14 protein-coding genes and 1 pseudogene are annotated in these 15,977 nt (G+C 71.6%); 3 read left to right on the top strand and 12 right to left on the bottom strand.

Features of this window, described 5'->3' with window-relative positions; all coding sequences use genetic code 11:
• Window positions 1–110: 110 nt before the first annotated feature.
• The 5 genes and pseudogenes from ACFY10_RS43180 to infC all read right to left on the bottom strand — a co-directional run bounded on the left by ACFY10_RS43180 (window position 111) and on the right by infC (window position 3,719).
• Complete coding sequence (locus ACFY10_RS43180) at window positions 111–1,247, bottom strand: ATP-binding protein (protein WP_390670817.1); 1,137 nt, start codon at window positions 1,245–1,247, stop codon at window positions 111–113.
• 53 nt (window positions 1,248–1,300) lie between these two features.
• Window positions 1,301–2,149 (bottom strand): TrmH family RNA methyltransferase, encoded by an 849-nt coding sequence (locus ACFY10_RS43175; RefSeq protein WP_390670816.1) that lies wholly within the window; start codon window positions 2,147–2,149, stop codon window positions 1,301–1,303.
• A 93-nt stretch (window positions 2,150–2,242) separates the two neighbouring features.
• Window positions 2,243–2,626, bottom strand: coding sequence for a 50S ribosomal protein L20 (rplT, locus tag ACFY10_RS43170; protein WP_004933571.1), 384 nt, complete (start codon window positions 2,624–2,626; stop codon window positions 2,243–2,245).
• Window positions 2,627–2,726: 100 nt separating this feature from the next.
• Window positions 2,727–2,921, bottom strand: coding sequence for a 50S ribosomal protein L35 (rpmI, locus tag ACFY10_RS43165; protein WP_004933563.1), 195 nt, complete (start codon window positions 2,919–2,921; stop codon window positions 2,727–2,729).
• Window positions 2,922–3,031: 110 nt separating this feature from the next.
• Window positions 3,032–3,719 (bottom strand): annotated as a pseudogene (infC, locus tag ACFY10_RS43160) (translation initiation factor IF-3).
• Between the two features lie 336 nt (window positions 3,720–4,055).
• On the opposite strand from infC, the gene ACFY10_RS43155 reads away from it, so the two are divergent.
• A complete protein-coding gene (locus ACFY10_RS43155; RefSeq protein WP_390670815.1) occupies window positions 4,056–4,424 on the top strand; it encodes a DUF1844 domain-containing protein in 369 nt (122 codons plus the stop codon).
• Window positions 4,425–4,428: 4 nt separating this feature from the next.
• Here ACFY10_RS43155 and ACFY10_RS43150 read toward each other — a convergent pair whose 3' ends face one another.
• On the bottom strand, window positions 4,429–5,157 hold the full coding sequence (locus ACFY10_RS43150; protein ID WP_390670814.1) for an SseB family protein: 729 nt from the start codon (window positions 5,155–5,157) through the stop codon (window positions 4,429–4,431).
• 161 nt (window positions 5,158–5,318) lie between these two features.
• Between ACFY10_RS43150 and ACFY10_RS43145 the strand changes: the two genes are divergently transcribed.
• Entirely contained in the window at window positions 5,319–6,329 is a 1,011-nt protein-coding gene (locus ACFY10_RS43145; RefSeq protein WP_390670813.1) for a serine hydrolase, read from the top strand.
• Window positions 6,330–6,341: 12 nt separating this feature from the next.
• Here the strand turns inward: ACFY10_RS43145 and mycP are convergent, their stop codons facing one another.
• Both mycP and ACFY10_RS43135 read right to left on the bottom strand, forming a co-directional pair.
• Window positions 6,342–7,532, bottom strand: coding sequence for a type VII secretion-associated serine protease mycosin (gene mycP / locus ACFY10_RS43140; RefSeq protein ID WP_390670935.1), 1,191 nt, complete (start codon window positions 7,530–7,532; stop codon window positions 6,342–6,344).
• A 26-nt stretch (window positions 7,533–7,558) separates the two neighbouring features.
• Window positions 7,559–9,667, bottom strand: coding sequence for a hypothetical protein (locus ACFY10_RS43135; RefSeq protein WP_390670812.1), 2,109 nt, complete (start codon window positions 9,665–9,667; stop codon window positions 7,559–7,561).
• A gap of 275 nt (window positions 9,668–9,942) precedes the next feature.
• Here ACFY10_RS43135 and ACFY10_RS43130 point away from each other — a divergent pair, with 275 nt between their 5' ends.
• The gene (locus tag ACFY10_RS43130) at window positions 9,943–11,145 is read left to right on the top strand and encodes an amino acid deaminase/aldolase (protein ID WP_390670811.1); all 1,203 of its coding nucleotides are present in this window, start codon (window positions 9,943–9,945) and stop codon (window positions 11,143–11,145) included.
• Between the two features lie 15 nt (window positions 11,146–11,160).
• On the opposite strand, the gene ACFY10_RS43125 is transcribed toward ACFY10_RS43130, so the two are convergent.
• The 4 genes from ACFY10_RS43125 to ACFY10_RS43110 are packed head-to-tail and all read right to left on the bottom strand — an operon-like array spanning window position 11,161 to window position 15,958.
• A complete protein-coding gene (locus ACFY10_RS43125; RefSeq protein ID WP_390670810.1) occupies window positions 11,161–12,399 on the bottom strand; it encodes a haloacid dehalogenase-like hydrolase in 1,239 nt (412 codons plus the stop codon).
• 25 nt (window positions 12,400–12,424) lie between these two features.
• The gene (locus ACFY10_RS43120) at window positions 12,425–13,207 is read right to left on the bottom strand and encodes a 3-oxoacyl-ACP reductase (RefSeq protein ID WP_390670809.1); all 783 of its coding nucleotides are present in this window, start codon (window positions 13,205–13,207) and stop codon (window positions 12,425–12,427) included.
• A 7-nt stretch (window positions 13,208–13,214) separates the two neighbouring features.
• On the bottom strand, window positions 13,215–14,579 hold the full coding sequence (locus ACFY10_RS43115; RefSeq protein ID WP_390670808.1) for an aldehyde dehydrogenase family protein: 1,365 nt from the start codon (window positions 14,577–14,579) through the stop codon (window positions 13,215–13,217).
• An 8-nt stretch (window positions 14,580–14,587) separates the two neighbouring features.
• Window positions 14,588–15,958, bottom strand: coding sequence for a glutamine synthetase family protein (locus ACFY10_RS43110; protein ID WP_389075395.1), 1,371 nt, complete (start codon window positions 15,956–15,958; stop codon window positions 14,588–14,590).
• Between the last annotated feature and the right edge of the window lie 19 nt (window positions 15,959–15,977).

The following is a 15,977-nucleotide window of genomic DNA, read 5'->3' as shown; positions in this document are numbered from 1 at the left end:
AAGGTCCCCGTCACCGACTCACACAGAGGTCAGAGGGCCGTCCATGGGACACAAAGGTGCCAAAGGCCGAGTCTAACGGGGTGGAGGTGTACGAATGCGCCCGTGGGCCGTCAGGCGAGATACGCCGGCGCCGCCACGGGCAACGTAAATCGGAACTCGGCGCCGCCCTGGGGGGCGCGGCCGACCGTGATGGTGCCGCCGTGGGCCTCGACGATGCCCTTGACGATGTAGAGCCCGAGGCCCGTGCCGCCGCGCTTGCTGCCCCGCCAGAAGCGGGTGAAGACGCGGTTCATGGACTCCTCCGGGATGCCGGGCCCCTCGTCGCTCACCGTGACCGACGTGCCGGTGTCCTCGTCCTCTCGGGGGGACGCCGTGGCCGTGATGTCAATCGTGACGGTTCCCTCGCCGTGCCGCACGGCATTTTCCAGCAGGTTGCTGAGCACCTGGTCGATCTTGTCGGGGTCGGCCCACAGATCGGGCAGCGGCTGTTCGAGGCGCAGCAGGAACCGGTCGGCGGGCTGCCCGGCGGCGACGTACGCCTGGATGTGCCGCCCCACGGCCGCGCCGATGTCGACGGGCTGGCGGCGTACCTCCAGCCGCCCGCTGTCGATCCGCGAGATGTCCAGCAGCTCGGCGATGAGCCGGGTGACCCGGTCGGCGTCCGCGTCGACGGTCTCCAGCATCAGCCGCTTCTGGTCGTCGGTGAACCGTTCCCACTTGGCGAGGAGCGTGGCGGTGAAGCCCTTCACCGAGGTGAGCGGCGAGCGCAGCTCGTGGGCCACGGTCGCTATCAGCTCGGCATGGCTGCGCTCGGTGCGGCGGCGGGCCTCCGTGTCGCGGAGTGACACGACGACACGGCGGACGGGCCCCGTGGACTCGCTGCGCACGTATCGCGCGGACACGAGAACCTCCCGGCCGCCGGGCAGCAGGAGGTTCCGCTCGGGCTGACGCACGCGAATGGCCAGCCCTCCGTACGGGTCGGTCAGCTGCCACCAGCGCCGCCCCTCCAGGTCCTCTAACGGCAGCGCCTTCTCCAGCCGCTGCCCGAGGGCGTCCTGGGCGGGAAGGGCGGTGATGCGCTCAGCGGCGGCGTTGAAGCAGATGACGTGCCCGTGCTCGTCGGCGATCACGAGACCGTCGGGCAGCTCGTCGGGGTCGATGCCGAGCTCGGCAAGGTCGCCGTACCGGGGCGTGGGCATACGCCGCACGTCCCGTGCTCCCCTTGCCCTGCTCGTGCCGACAGTCATCCCCGTACCCCACCTCTCAGACGGCGCAGGTGGCCCCCGAGCTGGTCACCCTACTAGCTCTCGGTGACGGAACGGCACCCTCCGGAGGCGCGCTGTGCACGGGCCGACGCATACAGACATACGGCGGCCGCGGTGGCGAGGTTCAGGCTCTCGGCCTTCCCGTGGATCGGAACGCGCACCACGGCGTCCGCGAGTGCGCGGGTCTCCTCCGGGAGCCCCCACGCCTCGTTCCCGAACACCCAGGCGGTCGGCCCGCCCATGGTGCCGTTGTCGAGCTCGTCGTCCAGGTCGTCGGTCCCGGCCCCGTCGGCGGCGAGAATCCGTACACCGACGCCCTTGAGCCCCTCGACCGCGTCCTCGACGGCAACGCCGACGGCGACCGGCAGGTGGAACAGCGAGCCCACGGAGGCCCGTACGGCCTTGGGGTTGTAGAGATCGACGGACGCATCGGTCAGTACGACGGCCTCGGCGCCGGCGGCATCGGCGCACCGGAGCACGGTCCCGGCGTTCCCGGGGTCGCGCACATTCGCGAGTACGGCGACGAGCTTGGGCCGGGCTGCGAGGATTTCCTCGAAGGGCGTGTCCAGGAACCGGCAGATCCCGACGAGCCCCTGCGGGGTGACGGTCGTCGAGATGTCGGCGATCACGTCATCGGCCGCGAGATGAATACGGACCCCGGCGTCCCGGGCCTCCCCCACGATGTCGGCGTACCGCTCCGCGGCCTCGACGGTGGCGAACAGCTCGACGAGCGTGTCCCCGTAGGCCGCCGCCTCCCGCACGGCCTGCGGCCCCTCGGCGAGGAACAGCCGCTCCTTGCCCCGGAAGTTCCGCCTGGCGAGCCGGCGCGCGGCCGACACTCGGGGAGAACGGGGGGAGATCAGCTCGGGGCTGGCAGCAGGCATGGGGTTGGGGCTCACTTTCGGAAACTACACAACAGGACCCGCAAGCCCGAAAGCCTGCGGGTCCCTCATGTCACGTCGGCTCTGAGCCAGGCGTCAGGCTGCCTTGGGGGCGTTGACGTCCGCCGGAAGGGCCTTCTGCGCAACCTCGACCAGCGCGGCGAACGCGGTGGCGTCGTTGACGGCCAGCTCGGCGAGGATCTTGCGGTCGACCTCGACGTTGGCGGCCTTCAGGCCCTGGATGAAGCGGTTGTACGTGATGCCGTTGGCGCGGGCAGCGGCGTTGATGCGCTGGATCCACAGCTGGCGGAAGTCACCCTTGCGCTTCTTGCGGTCGTTGTAGTTGTAGACCAGCGAGTGGGTGACCTGCTCCTTGGCCTTGCGGTACAGGCGCGAACGCTGACCGCGGTAGCCGGAGGCCTGCTCGAGGATCGCCCGGCGCTTCTTGTGGGCGTTGACTGCCCGCTTGACGCGTGCCACTTGTTAACTCCTTGTAGCGGGGCCGTGGTTGGACTCACACGGCCCGGAAACGATTGGGTCCCGGTCCAGACGTACGGCGCTCGGTGGGGCGCCGCTCACGTCACTTGCCGAGAAGCTTCTTGATCTTCGCGGCGTCGCCCGGGGCCATCTCGGCGTTGCCGGTCAGGCGGCGCGTCACGCGGGACGACTTGTGCTCGAGCAGGTGGCGCTTGCCGGCGCGCTCACGGAGCACCTTGCCGGAGCCGGTGACCTTGAAGCGCTTGCTGGCACCGCTGTGCGACTTGTTCTTCGGCATAGCGCCGTTCTCTCCTCGTCGGTGGCGTTCCGGTGCCCGGTCGTGAAACCGGGCACGGTGGAACGTCGCTGTTGTATCGGTTACGTCCTGGGGACTTGCGTCCCCCGGGATCACGCCTCGGCGGAAGCCTCGGCAGGTGCCTCGGCGTCGTCCACGACCTCGTGGTCGACCTCCGCGGCGTTCTGCGACTTGCCGGGGTTGGCCTTCGCTTCTGCCTTGCGGGCTTCCTGCGCCTGGCGGGCCTCGGCCATCGCCTCGGTCTTCTTCTTGTGCGGACCGAGAACCATGATCATGTTTCGGCCGTCCTGCTTCGGGTTCGACTCCACGAAGCCGAGGTCCTGGACGTCCTCCGCGAGACGCTGCAGCAGTCGGTAGCCCAGCTCGGGCCGGGACTGCTCGCGACCACGGAACATGATCGTGATCTTGACCTTGTCGCCCTGCTTGAGGAACCGGACGACGTGACCCTTCTTGGTGTCATAGTCGTGCGGGTCGATCTTCGGCCGGAGCTTCATCTCCTTGATGACCGTGTGCGCCTGGTTCTTGCGCGCCTCACGGGCCTTCATGGCCGACTCGTACTTGAACTTCCCGTAGTCCATGAGCTTGCACACGGGCGGACGGGCGTTCGCCGCGACCTCGACCAGGTCCAGGTCGTACTCCTGCGCAAGCTCCAGTGCCTTGGCCAGCGGGACAATGCCCACCTGCTCGCCACTGGGACCGACAAGTCGCACCTCGGGAACGCGAATCCGGTCGTTGATGCGGGGCTCGGCGCTGATGGATCCTCCTCGGTTAGCACCACACGGCGGTCTGGCGGACAGCCGCGTATGTCTCTTTCGTTAGACCTAACCGCGCCGAAGCATGAAAAATGCCCCGGACGATCACAGGCGGGGCTCCAAAGCACTACCGGAGCACCGCCGCGATGACGCGGGGCGCGCTTTCGGGCGACTCCATCGTCCGTACGGAACGATGGTGGCCGCCTGACCGGGGTGACCCGCCGTCCCGGAGGACGGTCAGGTGGGAGATCGGAGCCTCCACTTGTGGGCCGGACACGCGAGCATCCAGCCGGTCGTCACACAAGGTTAGCAGCTACCCGGGGGTGGTGCTAACCGGCGTGCACCGGGCCCTATCGTGTGGGGCATGAGTGACACCCCTCCTGAGTCCCCCGAGTCCCCGGCCGACTTCGACGCCATGACCCGCGACATCGCCGAGGTCCCCGCCGTCGAGGTGATCGTGACGGTCGCCGTCAACCTGATGAGCGCCGCCGCGGTGAAGCTCGGTCTGACCGAGGAGGGCGACAAGTACAAGGACCTGGACGAGGCCCGCAAGCTGATCCACGCTCTGGCCGGCCTGCTGGACGGCAGCGCGACCGAGATCAGCTCCTTCCACGCGGCACCGCTGCGCGACGGCCTGAAGTCGCTGCAGCTGGCGTTCCGCGAGGCGTCCGTCGTCCCGGACGAGCCGGGCCAGGGGCCGGGCGAGAAGTACACGGGGCCCGTCTACGGCTAGTCGATCAGCGTACGTACAAGGGCTCGCCCGGTGGCGTCGCCCCGGCCGGCAGCAGTGCCAGGTCGAGGCCGCGCACCAGGCGGGCCCTCAGTGTTTCGTCGGCGGCCAGGCGCTCGGCAACCGCTCGGGCAGCCTCGGCGGGTGGGGCGGACTCGTCCAGTACGAGGGCGAGGGTGCCGTCGGCCTGACCGGGCCCGAGGTGGGCGCGCAGGACGGCGGGCTCGGCGGCCACCGCGGTCCGTACCGCCTGCTGCACGGCGGGGTCGGCGAGGGGGTCGGCCGTCGTGCGGCCCTCGGCGAGGGCGAGCAGCGCGGAGCCCGTCAGCTCGTACGGCACGGGTCCGGCCAGGTCCAGCACGATCGTGTCCGCCTTCTCGTGCGCCGCTGCCTGCAGGGCCTGGTGCAGGGGTACGGCGACGGGGCGGGCCGCCGGGTCCCAGCGGGCCAGCGAGTCGGTGGAGGTGAAGGCCGGCAGGGCGGTGCGGGATCCGGCCTTGAGGGTCGGGACGGCCATGTCGCTGGTCTTCTCGCGGCGCAGCCCGTTCTCGTCCTCCTCGACCTCGCCGAGGACGGCCACCACCGGGACGAGCAGCCGGGCGCCCTTGAGCGCCTCCAGGACGGGGCCCACGGCGGTGCGGTCCTCGGCCCAGGCGGTGAGCGCGGCGCTCAGCCGGGGGTCGGCTGTGCCGTCGTCGTCGGAGAAGCCGGAGTCGGGAATGTTCTTGTTCGCCACGGTCACCGACCCTATCGGGCGGATATCGGGGGGATGCTGCTGGGCTTGTGCGGCCCCGGAAACCGCTTGTTCACAAGGTTCACGGCTTTCTCAGATTTCCCTGACACACATCTAACCTTCGTCTAACGGCGCGCACAGTCGGCGCCCCGAGCATCGCGGGCATGGAGTCCTTCAGAGCCCGCCGCAGCCGCCGCGCGCGTCCGTCCAGGACGCGCACCCTGCTCCAGATCGCCCTCGCGAGCGTGGCCGTCGTCGGCGTCACGGCCGCCGGGACGGTGTATGTGAAGGCTCGGGCGCACTCCGGTGCGAGCCCCGTATCGTCGTCGGCGACGGCGTCGGCCTCCACCTCGGCCACGGCGGACGGGGAGGATGCGGTGGAACCTGTTGCACAGCCGACGGTGGACTACGGCGCGCTGCTGGCCGAGGCCGTGAAGTCGGTGTCCGTCGAGAACGGCACGCAGGTGTCGGTGGCGGTGCTGGACCTGGATTCGGGCGAGAGCGCTTCGTACGGAGACGGTGCCTTCGACACCGCGAGCATCGTCAAGGTCGACATCCTGGCGACGCTGCTGCTGCAGGCGCAGGACGCGGGCCGGCACCTCACGGCGAGCGAGAAGTCGTACGCCACCACGATGATCGAGAACAGCGACAACACCGCCGCGTCCGCGCTGTGGCGGACCATCGGCAAGGCGGACGGGCTCGACGCCGCCAACAAGCGGCTGGGACTCACGGACACCGAGGGCGGCGACGACATGCTGTGGGGGCTGACCCAGACCACGGCCGCCGATCAACTCGCGCTGCTGCAGCAGGTGTTCGGGGACGACTCGGCGCTGAGCGAGGCCTCGCAGACGTATCTGCAGGGGCTGATGGGGCGGATAGAGGCCGACCAGCACTGGGGCGTGTCGGCCGCGGCCGACGGCTCCAAATGGGCGCTGAAGAACGGCTGGCTGGCGCGCAGCACCACCGGCCTGTGGGACATCAACAGCATCGGGCGGGTGACGGTCGACGGCCGCGACTACCTGGTGGCCGCACTGTCCAAGGGCAACTCGACGCAGGCGAAGGGGATTTCGCTGGTCGAGTCGGCGGCGAAGGCGGCGGTCTCGGCGCTGGCCGGGGACACCTCGGCGTCGTCCGCTGCTGCTTCTGCTTCGCCCTCCGCCTCGGTCTCGGAATAGCAGGCCGACGGCTCAGAAGCCGTCGAAGCGTGGGCGGCGGCCGCGCCACAGGACGACGGCCGCGACGAGCAGTACGCCGCCGAGGCTGCCCGCGAGCGGGGCCGCCCAACTGCTGGTGCCGCCTTCGGACTTGGCGGCGTCCGGGCCGGAACCGAAGTACTTGTCGCGATACGACGCCGCCTGCAGGCCCTTGGGTTTGAGGCGGCCGGCGGCCTTGATGGCGGCGGCCGGGTCGATCATGCCGAAGCCGCGGGAGTCGTCGCGGCCGCCGGTGGGGGCGTTGCGGGCGGTGTTCTCGAGGAGCTGCTTGATCTGGGCGGGAGTCAGCCCGGGGTGGGCGGCCTTGATGAGCGCCACCGCGCCCGAGACGAACGCCGAGGCCGCGCTGGTGCCCCAGCCCTCGTAGTACTTGTGGTCGGGGTCGGCGATGACGATCTTGTCGCCGGGAGCGCTGACGGTGGCGTACCAGCGGCGGGTGGAGAACGAGGCGCGGGTGCCGAAGCGGTCGACGGCGGTCGCGGCGATGACGCCCGGGTAGGCGGCCGGGTAGGAGACGTGGTCGCCCTTGTCGCCGCCGTTGCCTGCGGAGGCGACGACGGCGACGTTCTTCTTCAAGGCGTACTGGATGGCCTCGTCCTCGGCGGGTTCGGGGTGGGCGGAGGCGGAGTCGTCGCCGAGGGAGAGGTTGATGATGTCGGCGCCGTGGTCGGCGGCCCAGCGGATGCCTTCGGCGAGGGCGTTGCCGCGGGTGGAGCGGGCCTTGCCGCGGGCCGAGTCGCCGTCCTCGAGGATCACGCGGACCGGGAGGATCTTCGCCTCGGGGGCGATGCCCATGACGCCGTCGGAATCGCCCGCGCCGTGTCCGTGCCCGGCGATGATGCCGGCCATGGCGGTGCCGTGCCGGGCCCAGGCCCGCTGCCCCTGCCTGGCCCCGAATCCGATCATGTCCTTGGCGGGCAGGACGTTGCCGGCGAGGTCGGGGTGGTCGGCCTCCACGCCGGTGTCGAGGACGGCGACGGTGATGCCCTTGCCCTTGGTGGTCTGCCAGGCCTGCTGGGTGTGCATGGCGTCGAGGGCCCACTGCTGGGCGCGGATGCCGTCGGCGTGGGCGACGGTGGGCGGGACGAGGGCGAGGGAGGCGGCAAGGAGGACGCTCAGCGCTCCGACCCGGTGCCTCGCTCCGAAACGACGTTCTGCTCCGATACGGCGGTCTGCTCCGCTCCCGTTCTTCACGAGGGGTTCTCCGTGGGCGAGGTGACGTCTTTGCGCAGGGCCCGTTCGATGCGGTCGGCGAGGCCCTGGGCCTCGTTGCCGAGGCCTGCCTGGGCGGGGGCCGAGGTGGCGCCGGACTGTATGGCCTGCTCGGCGGAGAGCGGGGTGTCGACGGTGCGGCCGTCGGCCCAGCCGGAGACGGCGTAGACGACGACGGGGGCGTCGGTGAGGACGGAGACGGTCCAGGAGGCGCGCTGCTTGGTGCCGAAGTGAGCGGCGGCGGTGTTCTTCGCGGCGTAGGGGCGGGGCATCAGGTCGGTGCGGGTGCCGAGGCCCTGGCTCTGGAATCGCTTGGCGAGGGACTCCATGGATGCGGTGTCCGCCTCGGTGAAGAGGAGGCCGACGGTGGTGACGAAGCTCTGGGTGGCGTCGGTGTAGGTGGCGCGGAGCAGCCGCTGGCAGCCGACCGGCGCGAGGGCCTTCTTCAGCAGCGGATCGAAGGCGTCCTTGCATCCGCTGTCCGGTGCGACGGCGATGCGGGTCCAGGTCCGGTCGGCGCCACCGGGGCCGGCACCCGTCCCCTGCACGGTCCGCGGGAACAACTGGTCCACGGGCACGCTGTGCCACAGACTTCCGGCCTCGGCGAACGTGTCCTGCCCGCCTTCGTCCCCGGAACCCCCGACCAGCCAACTCCCGGTCATGGCCCCGCCGATGAGCCCGAGCCCGAGCACGACACAGGCGGCGACGGCGGCGGTACGCGACCGCACCCGGTCCCCGAGCGGCCGCGGCCGGACCCGCTCGTCGTACCCCTCGGGCTCCCCGAACGACACGACGGGCCGCCGGGTCCCCTGGGTCCCTCCGGGCACCGTCGGAGCACTCCAGGAGAGCGCCGGGTCGGGCCCCGCACCCGCGGTTTCCACCCGGCTGCCCGGCGTGGGCGGCATGGGCGGCGACTGCGACACCTGGGGGGAGCTCGGGCGGGTGGAGGGCATGGGGGGAGTGACCGGGCGGGCGGGCGGCATGGGCCCGGCGGTCGCGTCCGGGCGCCGCGGCGGTTCGGCGGGAGCCGAGGCCGGCGTGGCCTTACCCGCGGAGGCGTCCGGAGTGGGCGGGACGGCCGGGCCGGAGCCGGAAGCCGCACGCGCAGGAGGCATGGGCCCAGCAGCCGACTCGGGGCGCCGCGGCGGATCCGCGGATGCCGGAGCCGACGGCACCGGCCGCCCGGCCGAACCGGCGGGGGCGTTCGGGGGCTGCGGGACGGGGCGGACCCTGGGATCGGCCGGTGCGGATGTCCGGCCCGTGCCCGGCACGGTGGTCGGGCGGGCAGGTGTCTCGGCCGGGGGGATCGGGCGCAGGCGCGTGGTGGTTTCCTGAGCGGTTTCCGCGGGGGCGTTCGTGCGGCCGAGGGATGGTGCGGGGCGGTGGCTCGGGCGCGGTGGTACGGCGGTGCCCGGTGGGGTCGTACCGCCGCTGCCCCGCTCCTCCTCGCGGCCGGCCGCCGGAGGGGTGTCCGGGAAGCGGGCCGTGGCCTGCGGCGGGGGCGGGGTCTGCGGACCGGCGTCCCGGGCGAAAGGCACGCTCGGGCTCGGGGAATGCGGCTGCGGCTGCGAAGAGTTGGCCGCCGCAGAGCCCGCGGAGGAGTCGCTGCCGGGGCGACGCGCCGAGTCCGCGTCGGATCCGGGTCCGCGCCCGGATGACGAGACCGCACCGGGCTGCGGCTGACGCCCGGACGACCAGCCTCCCTCGGCGTCCCCGCCGTCCCAGGACGACCAGCCCTCACCCCGCGCACCGCCACCCCGGGACGGCGGCAGCGCGCCGGAGCCGGTCCCGGGACGGGACTGTGCCGCCGGAGCAGGTTCGTTCTCGGCAGGTGATTCAGGCCCGGCTTCGGCGTTCGAACCCATGGCGGGCGTGCGGTGGCCGAAAGCCTCGAAGGGTTCGGAGCCTCGCCATGGGGACCAGACGCCGCCGGACGCCTGCGTGTCCGGCGTACGGCCGGAGGGCGTCGCGGCGTCCGGCTGAGCTGCCGGTCCGGTGCCGGCCCGGCTCTCCGAGGGCAGCGGGCCGACCGTCGGGGGCTGGGGTGGGCGCGGCGGAATGGAGGCGTGCTGCGCTTCCGTGCTCATGCACCCCCCGTTTCCTCCGCGCCCGGGCCGTCTACCTGTACGCGGGCCGTCGTCCTTGCGCTCAACCGGTCGACGCCGGGCCAGTCCGTCCCGGGCACGCATACCCGTACGGGCGGATCGGCATCCGGATGCATGTGCAACGGCCGCCGTTCCGCCGTACGTGCGCGTCACTCTACGGGCTGCCCCTGTCGATACGGGAACCAGTCCACGAGCACGGGGCATCTGCCCGGAACGTCCCCCTACCCTGCGGTAATCCTGTCTGGCAGGCTTCGTTCATGACTGCGCGCGCCGCCGACCGAGTCCGCTACGACCGGGCCACCGCCCATCTCGACGCCCCCCTCGCCATCGTGGACCTGGACGCCTTCGACGCCAACGCGGACGATCTCGTTCGCCGGGCGGGAGGCAAGCCGATCCGGGTCGCCAGCAAGTCCGTCCGCTGCCGGGCCCTGCTGGAGCGGGTCCTCGCGAAGGACGGGTTCGCGGGCATCATGTCCTTCACCCTCGCCGAGTCCCTGTGGCTGGCGCGCGGCGGATTCGACGACATCCTGCTCGCCTATCCGTCCGCGGACCGCGCCGCGTTCGCCGAACTGGCCGCCGACCCCAAACTCGCCGCCGCCGTGACGGTCATGATCGACGACCCCGCGCAGCTCAGGTTCATCGACGAGGCCCGCGACGGCGGGCGTGAAGTCATCCGGGTCTGCCTGGAGTTGGACACCTCGCTGAAGCTGTTCGGGGGGCGCGTGCGGGTCGGGGCGCGTCGGTCGCCGCTGCACTCCCCCGCCCAGGTCGCCGACATGGCCCGGGTGGTGGCACGGCGGCCGGGGTTCAAGGTCGTGGGGATCATGGCGTACGAGGGGCACATCGCGGGCGTCGGTGACTCCGTCGCCGGGCGGCCGCTGCGGTCGCGTGCCGTACGGCTCATGCAGGCCACCGCCCGCCGGGAGCTCGCCGAGCGGCGCGGCGAAGTGGTGCGCGCGGTGCGGGCCGTCGTACCGGATCTGGAGTTCGTCAACGGCGGTGGCACCGGCAGTGTGCAGCACACCGCCGCCGAGGACGCCGTCACCGAGATCGGCGCCGGGTCCGGGCTGTACGTACCGCGGCTGTTCGACAACTACACATCCTTCAGCGGCCGTCCGGCCGCGCTGTTCGCCCAGCCCGTCGTACGGCGGCCGGGGGTCGGGGTCGTCACGGTCCTCGGCGGCGGATACCCCGCCTCCGGTGCGCCCGGAAGCGACCGGCTGCCCGTCCCCCACCTGCCTCAGGGGCTGCGCTACGACCCCCAGGAGGGGCCGGGCGAGGTGCAGACGCCGCTGCTCGGCTCCCCCGCCGACGATCTGCTGATCGGCGACAAGGTGTGGTTCCGGCACGCCAAGGCCGGTGAGCTGTGCGAGCGCTTCGACGTGCTGCATCTGATCGAGGGGGATGCGGTGACGGCGGCCGTCCCGACGTACCGCGGGGAAGGCCACACCTTCCTGTAGCCGGTACGCGGTCGGTCAGTACACGGTGTCCGGCTGGTCCGGGACCACGAAACCGTCGTCCCGCAGGAGGGGGTCCTTGGAGCCGTCGGACGCGTTGTGGGCCCTGGTCGAGCACGGGTACGGGTCGGGCCTGCGCGGCAGGGGCGCGATGAACATCGGGTTGATCAGCCAGCGGCCGTCCGCGTCGTCGTAGGCCCGGCACATCAGCTCGGTCTTGTTGCGGTTGAGGACGAGGTGCGCGCCGGTCGCGTCGCCGACGAAGGTGACGTCGGTGTCGGCGTCCCCGGCCGCGAGGGCCGGGCGCCGCGGCCACGGCTGCCGCTGCCAGGCGGCGGCGCCCCGGATACCGTAGATCTCCTGGTTGATCCAGCAGCGTTTGCCGTCGATGTAAGGGATCGCCGTGCCGCGGGTCGCGGGTACGTTGCCGCAGCCCTGGTTCCGGGGTGTGATGCGGCCGCGGCGGTCCAGGAGCGAGCGGATGGCGATGGTGTGGGCGGGGTCGATGCCGACGGCCCGGGACCAGACCTCGGTGATCGGTTCGGAGCCCGCGGAGACGATGTAGACGTCGAATCCGGCCCGTTGGAGGGTGCGGATGAGGTCGCGCTGCTGGTCGTAGTAGCGGACGTAGGCGGGGACGGTGCGGGTGCCGAGGGTGCGGGTGGCGCCGATGGGGGCTGCCAGGGCTTCGGTGCGGGCCCTGCGGGCGTAGGAGGAGAGCTCGGCCGGGGTGCGGCCGGCGAAGAGCTGGGGTACCCAGGCGTACTGCGGGACGGTGCGGCGGTGGTTCCAGGTGCCTGCGAAGGCGGGGGCGCCGCTCGTGGTGGTGGCGTTCTCGCGGATGTCGAGGATCTCGTCCGTGCAGCGGGGGTTCGTCGAGGTGCGCAGGGGTTCGGGGGTGCCGGTGCCGCAGGCCTCGGTCAGGGCGCGGTCGGCGGCGTCCGTGAGCCAGGGGCTGGTGTTCTTCCAGCGGGCGGGGCGCAGGAGTCCGTCATGCCTGAGGGACCAGGAGAGGGTGGCGTCGGTGACGTCGTTCTTGGTGACCGTGTTGTCCCAGTCGAAGACGGCGACCGGGTGGCCGGCGGCTCCTGAGCAGGTGCCGCGCTCGTCGATCACCCGCTGGAGGCGGGCGCGGTTGTCGCCGTACCAAGTGCCGGACAGGCGCGGGCAGTTCGAGTGCGAGGTGACGGGGTGGGCGGTGGGCGCGGCCGCCAGGGCGGCGGCCGCGGCCAGGGTCCACGCGAGAAGGGGTCGCATACGCGTGGACCGTACCGTTTCGTCCCTACAGGGGCGTGACGTACGCGCCCGCGATTCCGCCGTCCACCAGGAAGTCGGTGGCGTTGACGAAGGAGGAGTCGTCGCTGGCCAGGAAGGCCACGGCGGCGGCGATCTCCTCGGCCTCGGCGAACCGGCCGACCGGGATGTGGACCAGACGGCGGGCGGCCCGCTCCGGGTCCTTCGCGAACAGCTCCTGCAGGAGCGGGGTGTTGACCGGGCCCGGGCAGAGGGCATTCACACGGATGCCCTCGCGGGCGAACTGCACGCCCAGCTCGCGGGACATGGCGAGCACGCCGCCCTTGGAGGCGGTGTACGAGATCTGACTCGTGGCCGCGCCCATCCTCGCCACGAACGACGCCGTGTTGATGATGGAGCCCTTGCCCTGCTGCCGCATGTAGGGGATGGCGGCCTTGCAGCACAGGTAGACGGAGGTGAGGTTGACCTCCTGGACGCGCTTCCAGGCCTCCAGGCCGGTCTCCAGGATGGAGTCGTCGTCGGGCGGGGAGATGCCCGCGTTGTTGAAGGCGATGTCGACGCTGCCGTAGGTGTCGTAGGCCGTCTTGAAGAGGGCCTCGACCTGCTCGGCGTCGGTGACGTCGACCTTCACGAAGGTTCCGCCGACCTCGTCGGCGGCCGCCTTGCCGCGGGCCTCGTCGACGTCGCCGCAGACGACGTGCGCGCCCTCGGAGGCGAGCCGGCGCGCGGTGGCGAGGCCGATGCCGCTGCCGGCTCCGGTGATGACGGCCGTGCGGCCGACGAGTCGACGGCAGATGGTTTCTTCGGTCATGAGCGGCTCAGGCCTCCGTGCTGATGAAGACGTTCTTGGTTTCGGTGAAGGCGGTCAGGGCGTCCGGGCCCAGCTCGCGGCCCAGGCCGGACTGCTTGTAGCCGCCGAAGGGGGTCCAGTAGCGGACGCTGGAGTGGGAGTTGACGGACAGGTTGCCGGCCCGGACGGCCCGCGAGACGCGCAGGGCACGGCCCAGGTCGCGGGTCCACAGGGAGCCGGCCAGTCCGTACGGGGTGTCGTTGGCGAGGCGGATCGCGTCGGCCTCGTCGGTGAAGGGGAGGAGGACGGCGACGGGGCCGAAGATCTCCTCGCGGGCCGCGGCGGAGTCGTGCCGCTCGCCGGTGAGGACGGTCGGCGGGAACCAGAAGCCGGGCCCGTCGGGTGCGCTGCCGCGCAGGGCCGGGGCCTCGTCCGGCACGAACGACCGTACCCGGTCCAGCTGTTGACGGCTGATCAGCGGGCCCATCTGGGTCTTCTCGTCGGCCGGGTCGCCCACCACCACGCCGGCCAGCGTGTCGGCGAGCAGCTCACGGACCTCGTCGTACACCTGCTCCTGGACCAGGATCCGGGTGCGGGCGCAGCAGTCCTGGCCGGAGTTGTCCAGGAAGGAGAAGGGGTCGACGGCGGTCTTGAGGTCGGCGTCGGCGAAGACGATATTGGGGCTCTTGCCGCCGAGTTCGAGGGTGACGGGCTTGACCAGGCGGGCGCAGCGCTCCATGACCTCGCGGCCGGTGCGGGTGGAGCCCGTGAACACGATCTTCGCCACGTCGGGATGGTCGACGAGGGCGCGTCCGGCGATGTGGCCATACCCCGGGAGGACCTGGAAGAGGTGCTCCGGCAGGCCCGCCTCCAGGGCGAGTTCGGCCAGCCGCAGGGCCGTCAGCGGAGTGGTCTCGGCGGGCTTGAGGACGACCGCGTTGCCCGCGGCGAGGGCCGGGAAGGAGCCCCAGGCGGCGATGGGCATCGGGAAGTTCCAGGGGGCGATCACGCCGACCACGCCGAGCGGTTCCTGGAAGGTGACGTCCCAGCCGCCCGGCACCGGGATCTGCTTGCCGAGGAGGCGTTCGGCGCCGCCCGCGGAGTACAGCAGCAGGTCGCGGGCGTTGCCGGCCTCCCAGCGGGCGTTGCCCAGGACGTGGCCGGCCTCGCGGACCTCCAGCTGGGCCAGTTCCTCGACGTGGGCGTCGACCACGTCGGCGAAGCGGCGCAGCAGGCGGGCCCGGTCGGCGGGGGCGGCGGCCGCCCAGGTCCGCTGGGCAGCCGACGCGCGGGCGACGGCTCGGTCCACATCGGCCGCGTCGGCGGCGGGGACGGTGGCGACGACCTCCTCGGTGGCGGGGTTCAGTACTACGAGTTCGTGCTCGGCAGACAACAGGGGCCTCACATGCGTTCGAAGGAGCGGCGCAGCTCCCAGTCGGTGACCGCGGCGTCGAAGGCCTCGAGCTCGACGCGCGCCATGTTGCGGTAGTGCGCGACGACCTCGTCGCCGAAGGCGGCCTTGGCGATCGGGCTGTTCTCCCAGAGCTCGGCGGCCTCGCGCAGGGTGGTCGGGACATGCTCGTACTCGGCGGTGTACGCGTTCCCCGCACAGGGCTCGGGCAGCTCCAGTTTCTGCTCGATGCCGTACAGTCCGGCCGCGACCAGCCCGGCGACAGCGAGGTGCGGGTTGACGTCACCGCCGGGCAGCCGGTTCTCGAAGCGCAGGGAGCGCCCGTGCCCGACGACTCGCAGCGCGCAGGTGCGGTTGTCGTAGCCCCAGGCGACGGCGGTCGGAGCGAAGGAGCCCGGCTGGAACCGCTTGTAGGAGTTGATGTTGGGGGCGTACAGGAGCGAGAAGTCCCGCAGGGCGGCGAGCTGTCCGGCGAGGAAGTACCGCATGACGTCCGACATGCCGCCGGGGTCGTCGGAGGAGCCCGCCATGGCGTTGTTGCCGGCCGCGTCCGCGAGGGAGAGGTGGATGTGGCAGGAGTTGCCCTCGCGCTCGTTGTACTTGGCCATGAAGGTGATCGACACGCCCTCCTGGGCGGCGATCTCCTTGGTGCCGGTCTTGTAGATCGCGTGCTGGTCGCAGGTGACGAGGGCGTCGTCGTAGCGGAAGGCGATCTCGTGCTGGCCGGGGTTGCACTCGCCCTTGGCGGACTCGACGGTGAGGCCGGCGCCCGCCATTTCGTTGCGGATACGGCGGAGCAGGGGCTCGATGCGCCCGGTCCCGAGGACCGAGTAGTCGATGTTGTACTGGTTCGCCGGTGTCAGCCCTCGGTAATTGGCGTCCCAGGCCTGCTCGTAGGTGTCCTTGAAGACGATGAACTCCAGCTCGGTGCCCACCTGGGCGGTGAAGCCGTGCTCGGCGAGGCGCTCCAGCTGGCGGCGCAGGATCTGCCGCGGGGCGGCGACCACGGGCGATCCGTCGTTCCAGGCGAGGTCGGCGATCAGCATGGCCGTACCGGCGTTCCAGGGCACGCGGCGCAGGGTGCGCAGGTCGGGGTGCATGGCGAAGTCGCCGTAGCCGCGCTCCCAGGAGGACATGGCGTATCCGTCGACGGTGTTCATCTCGGTGTCGACGGCAAGGAGGTAGTTGCAGCCCTCGGTGCCGTGGTGGAGGACCTCGTCGAGGAAGAAACGTGCGGCGAACCGCTTGCCCTGGAGCCGCCCTTGCATGTCGGGGAAGGCGAGGACGACAGTGTCGATCTCACCGCTCGCGACGAGGGCGTGCAGTTCCTCGACGCTGAGCGGGGGTGTGCGGTCTGCCACGGGAAAGCTCCTTCGGCTT

The sequence above is a fragment of the Streptomyces sp. NPDC001401 genome, assembly GCF_042895385.1.
Lineage (GTDB): Bacteria > Actinomycetota > Actinomycetes > Streptomycetales > Streptomycetaceae > Streptomyces.
Note: the sequence above shows the minus strand (reverse complement) of the source record. Positions and strands in the feature narration are given on the sequence as shown.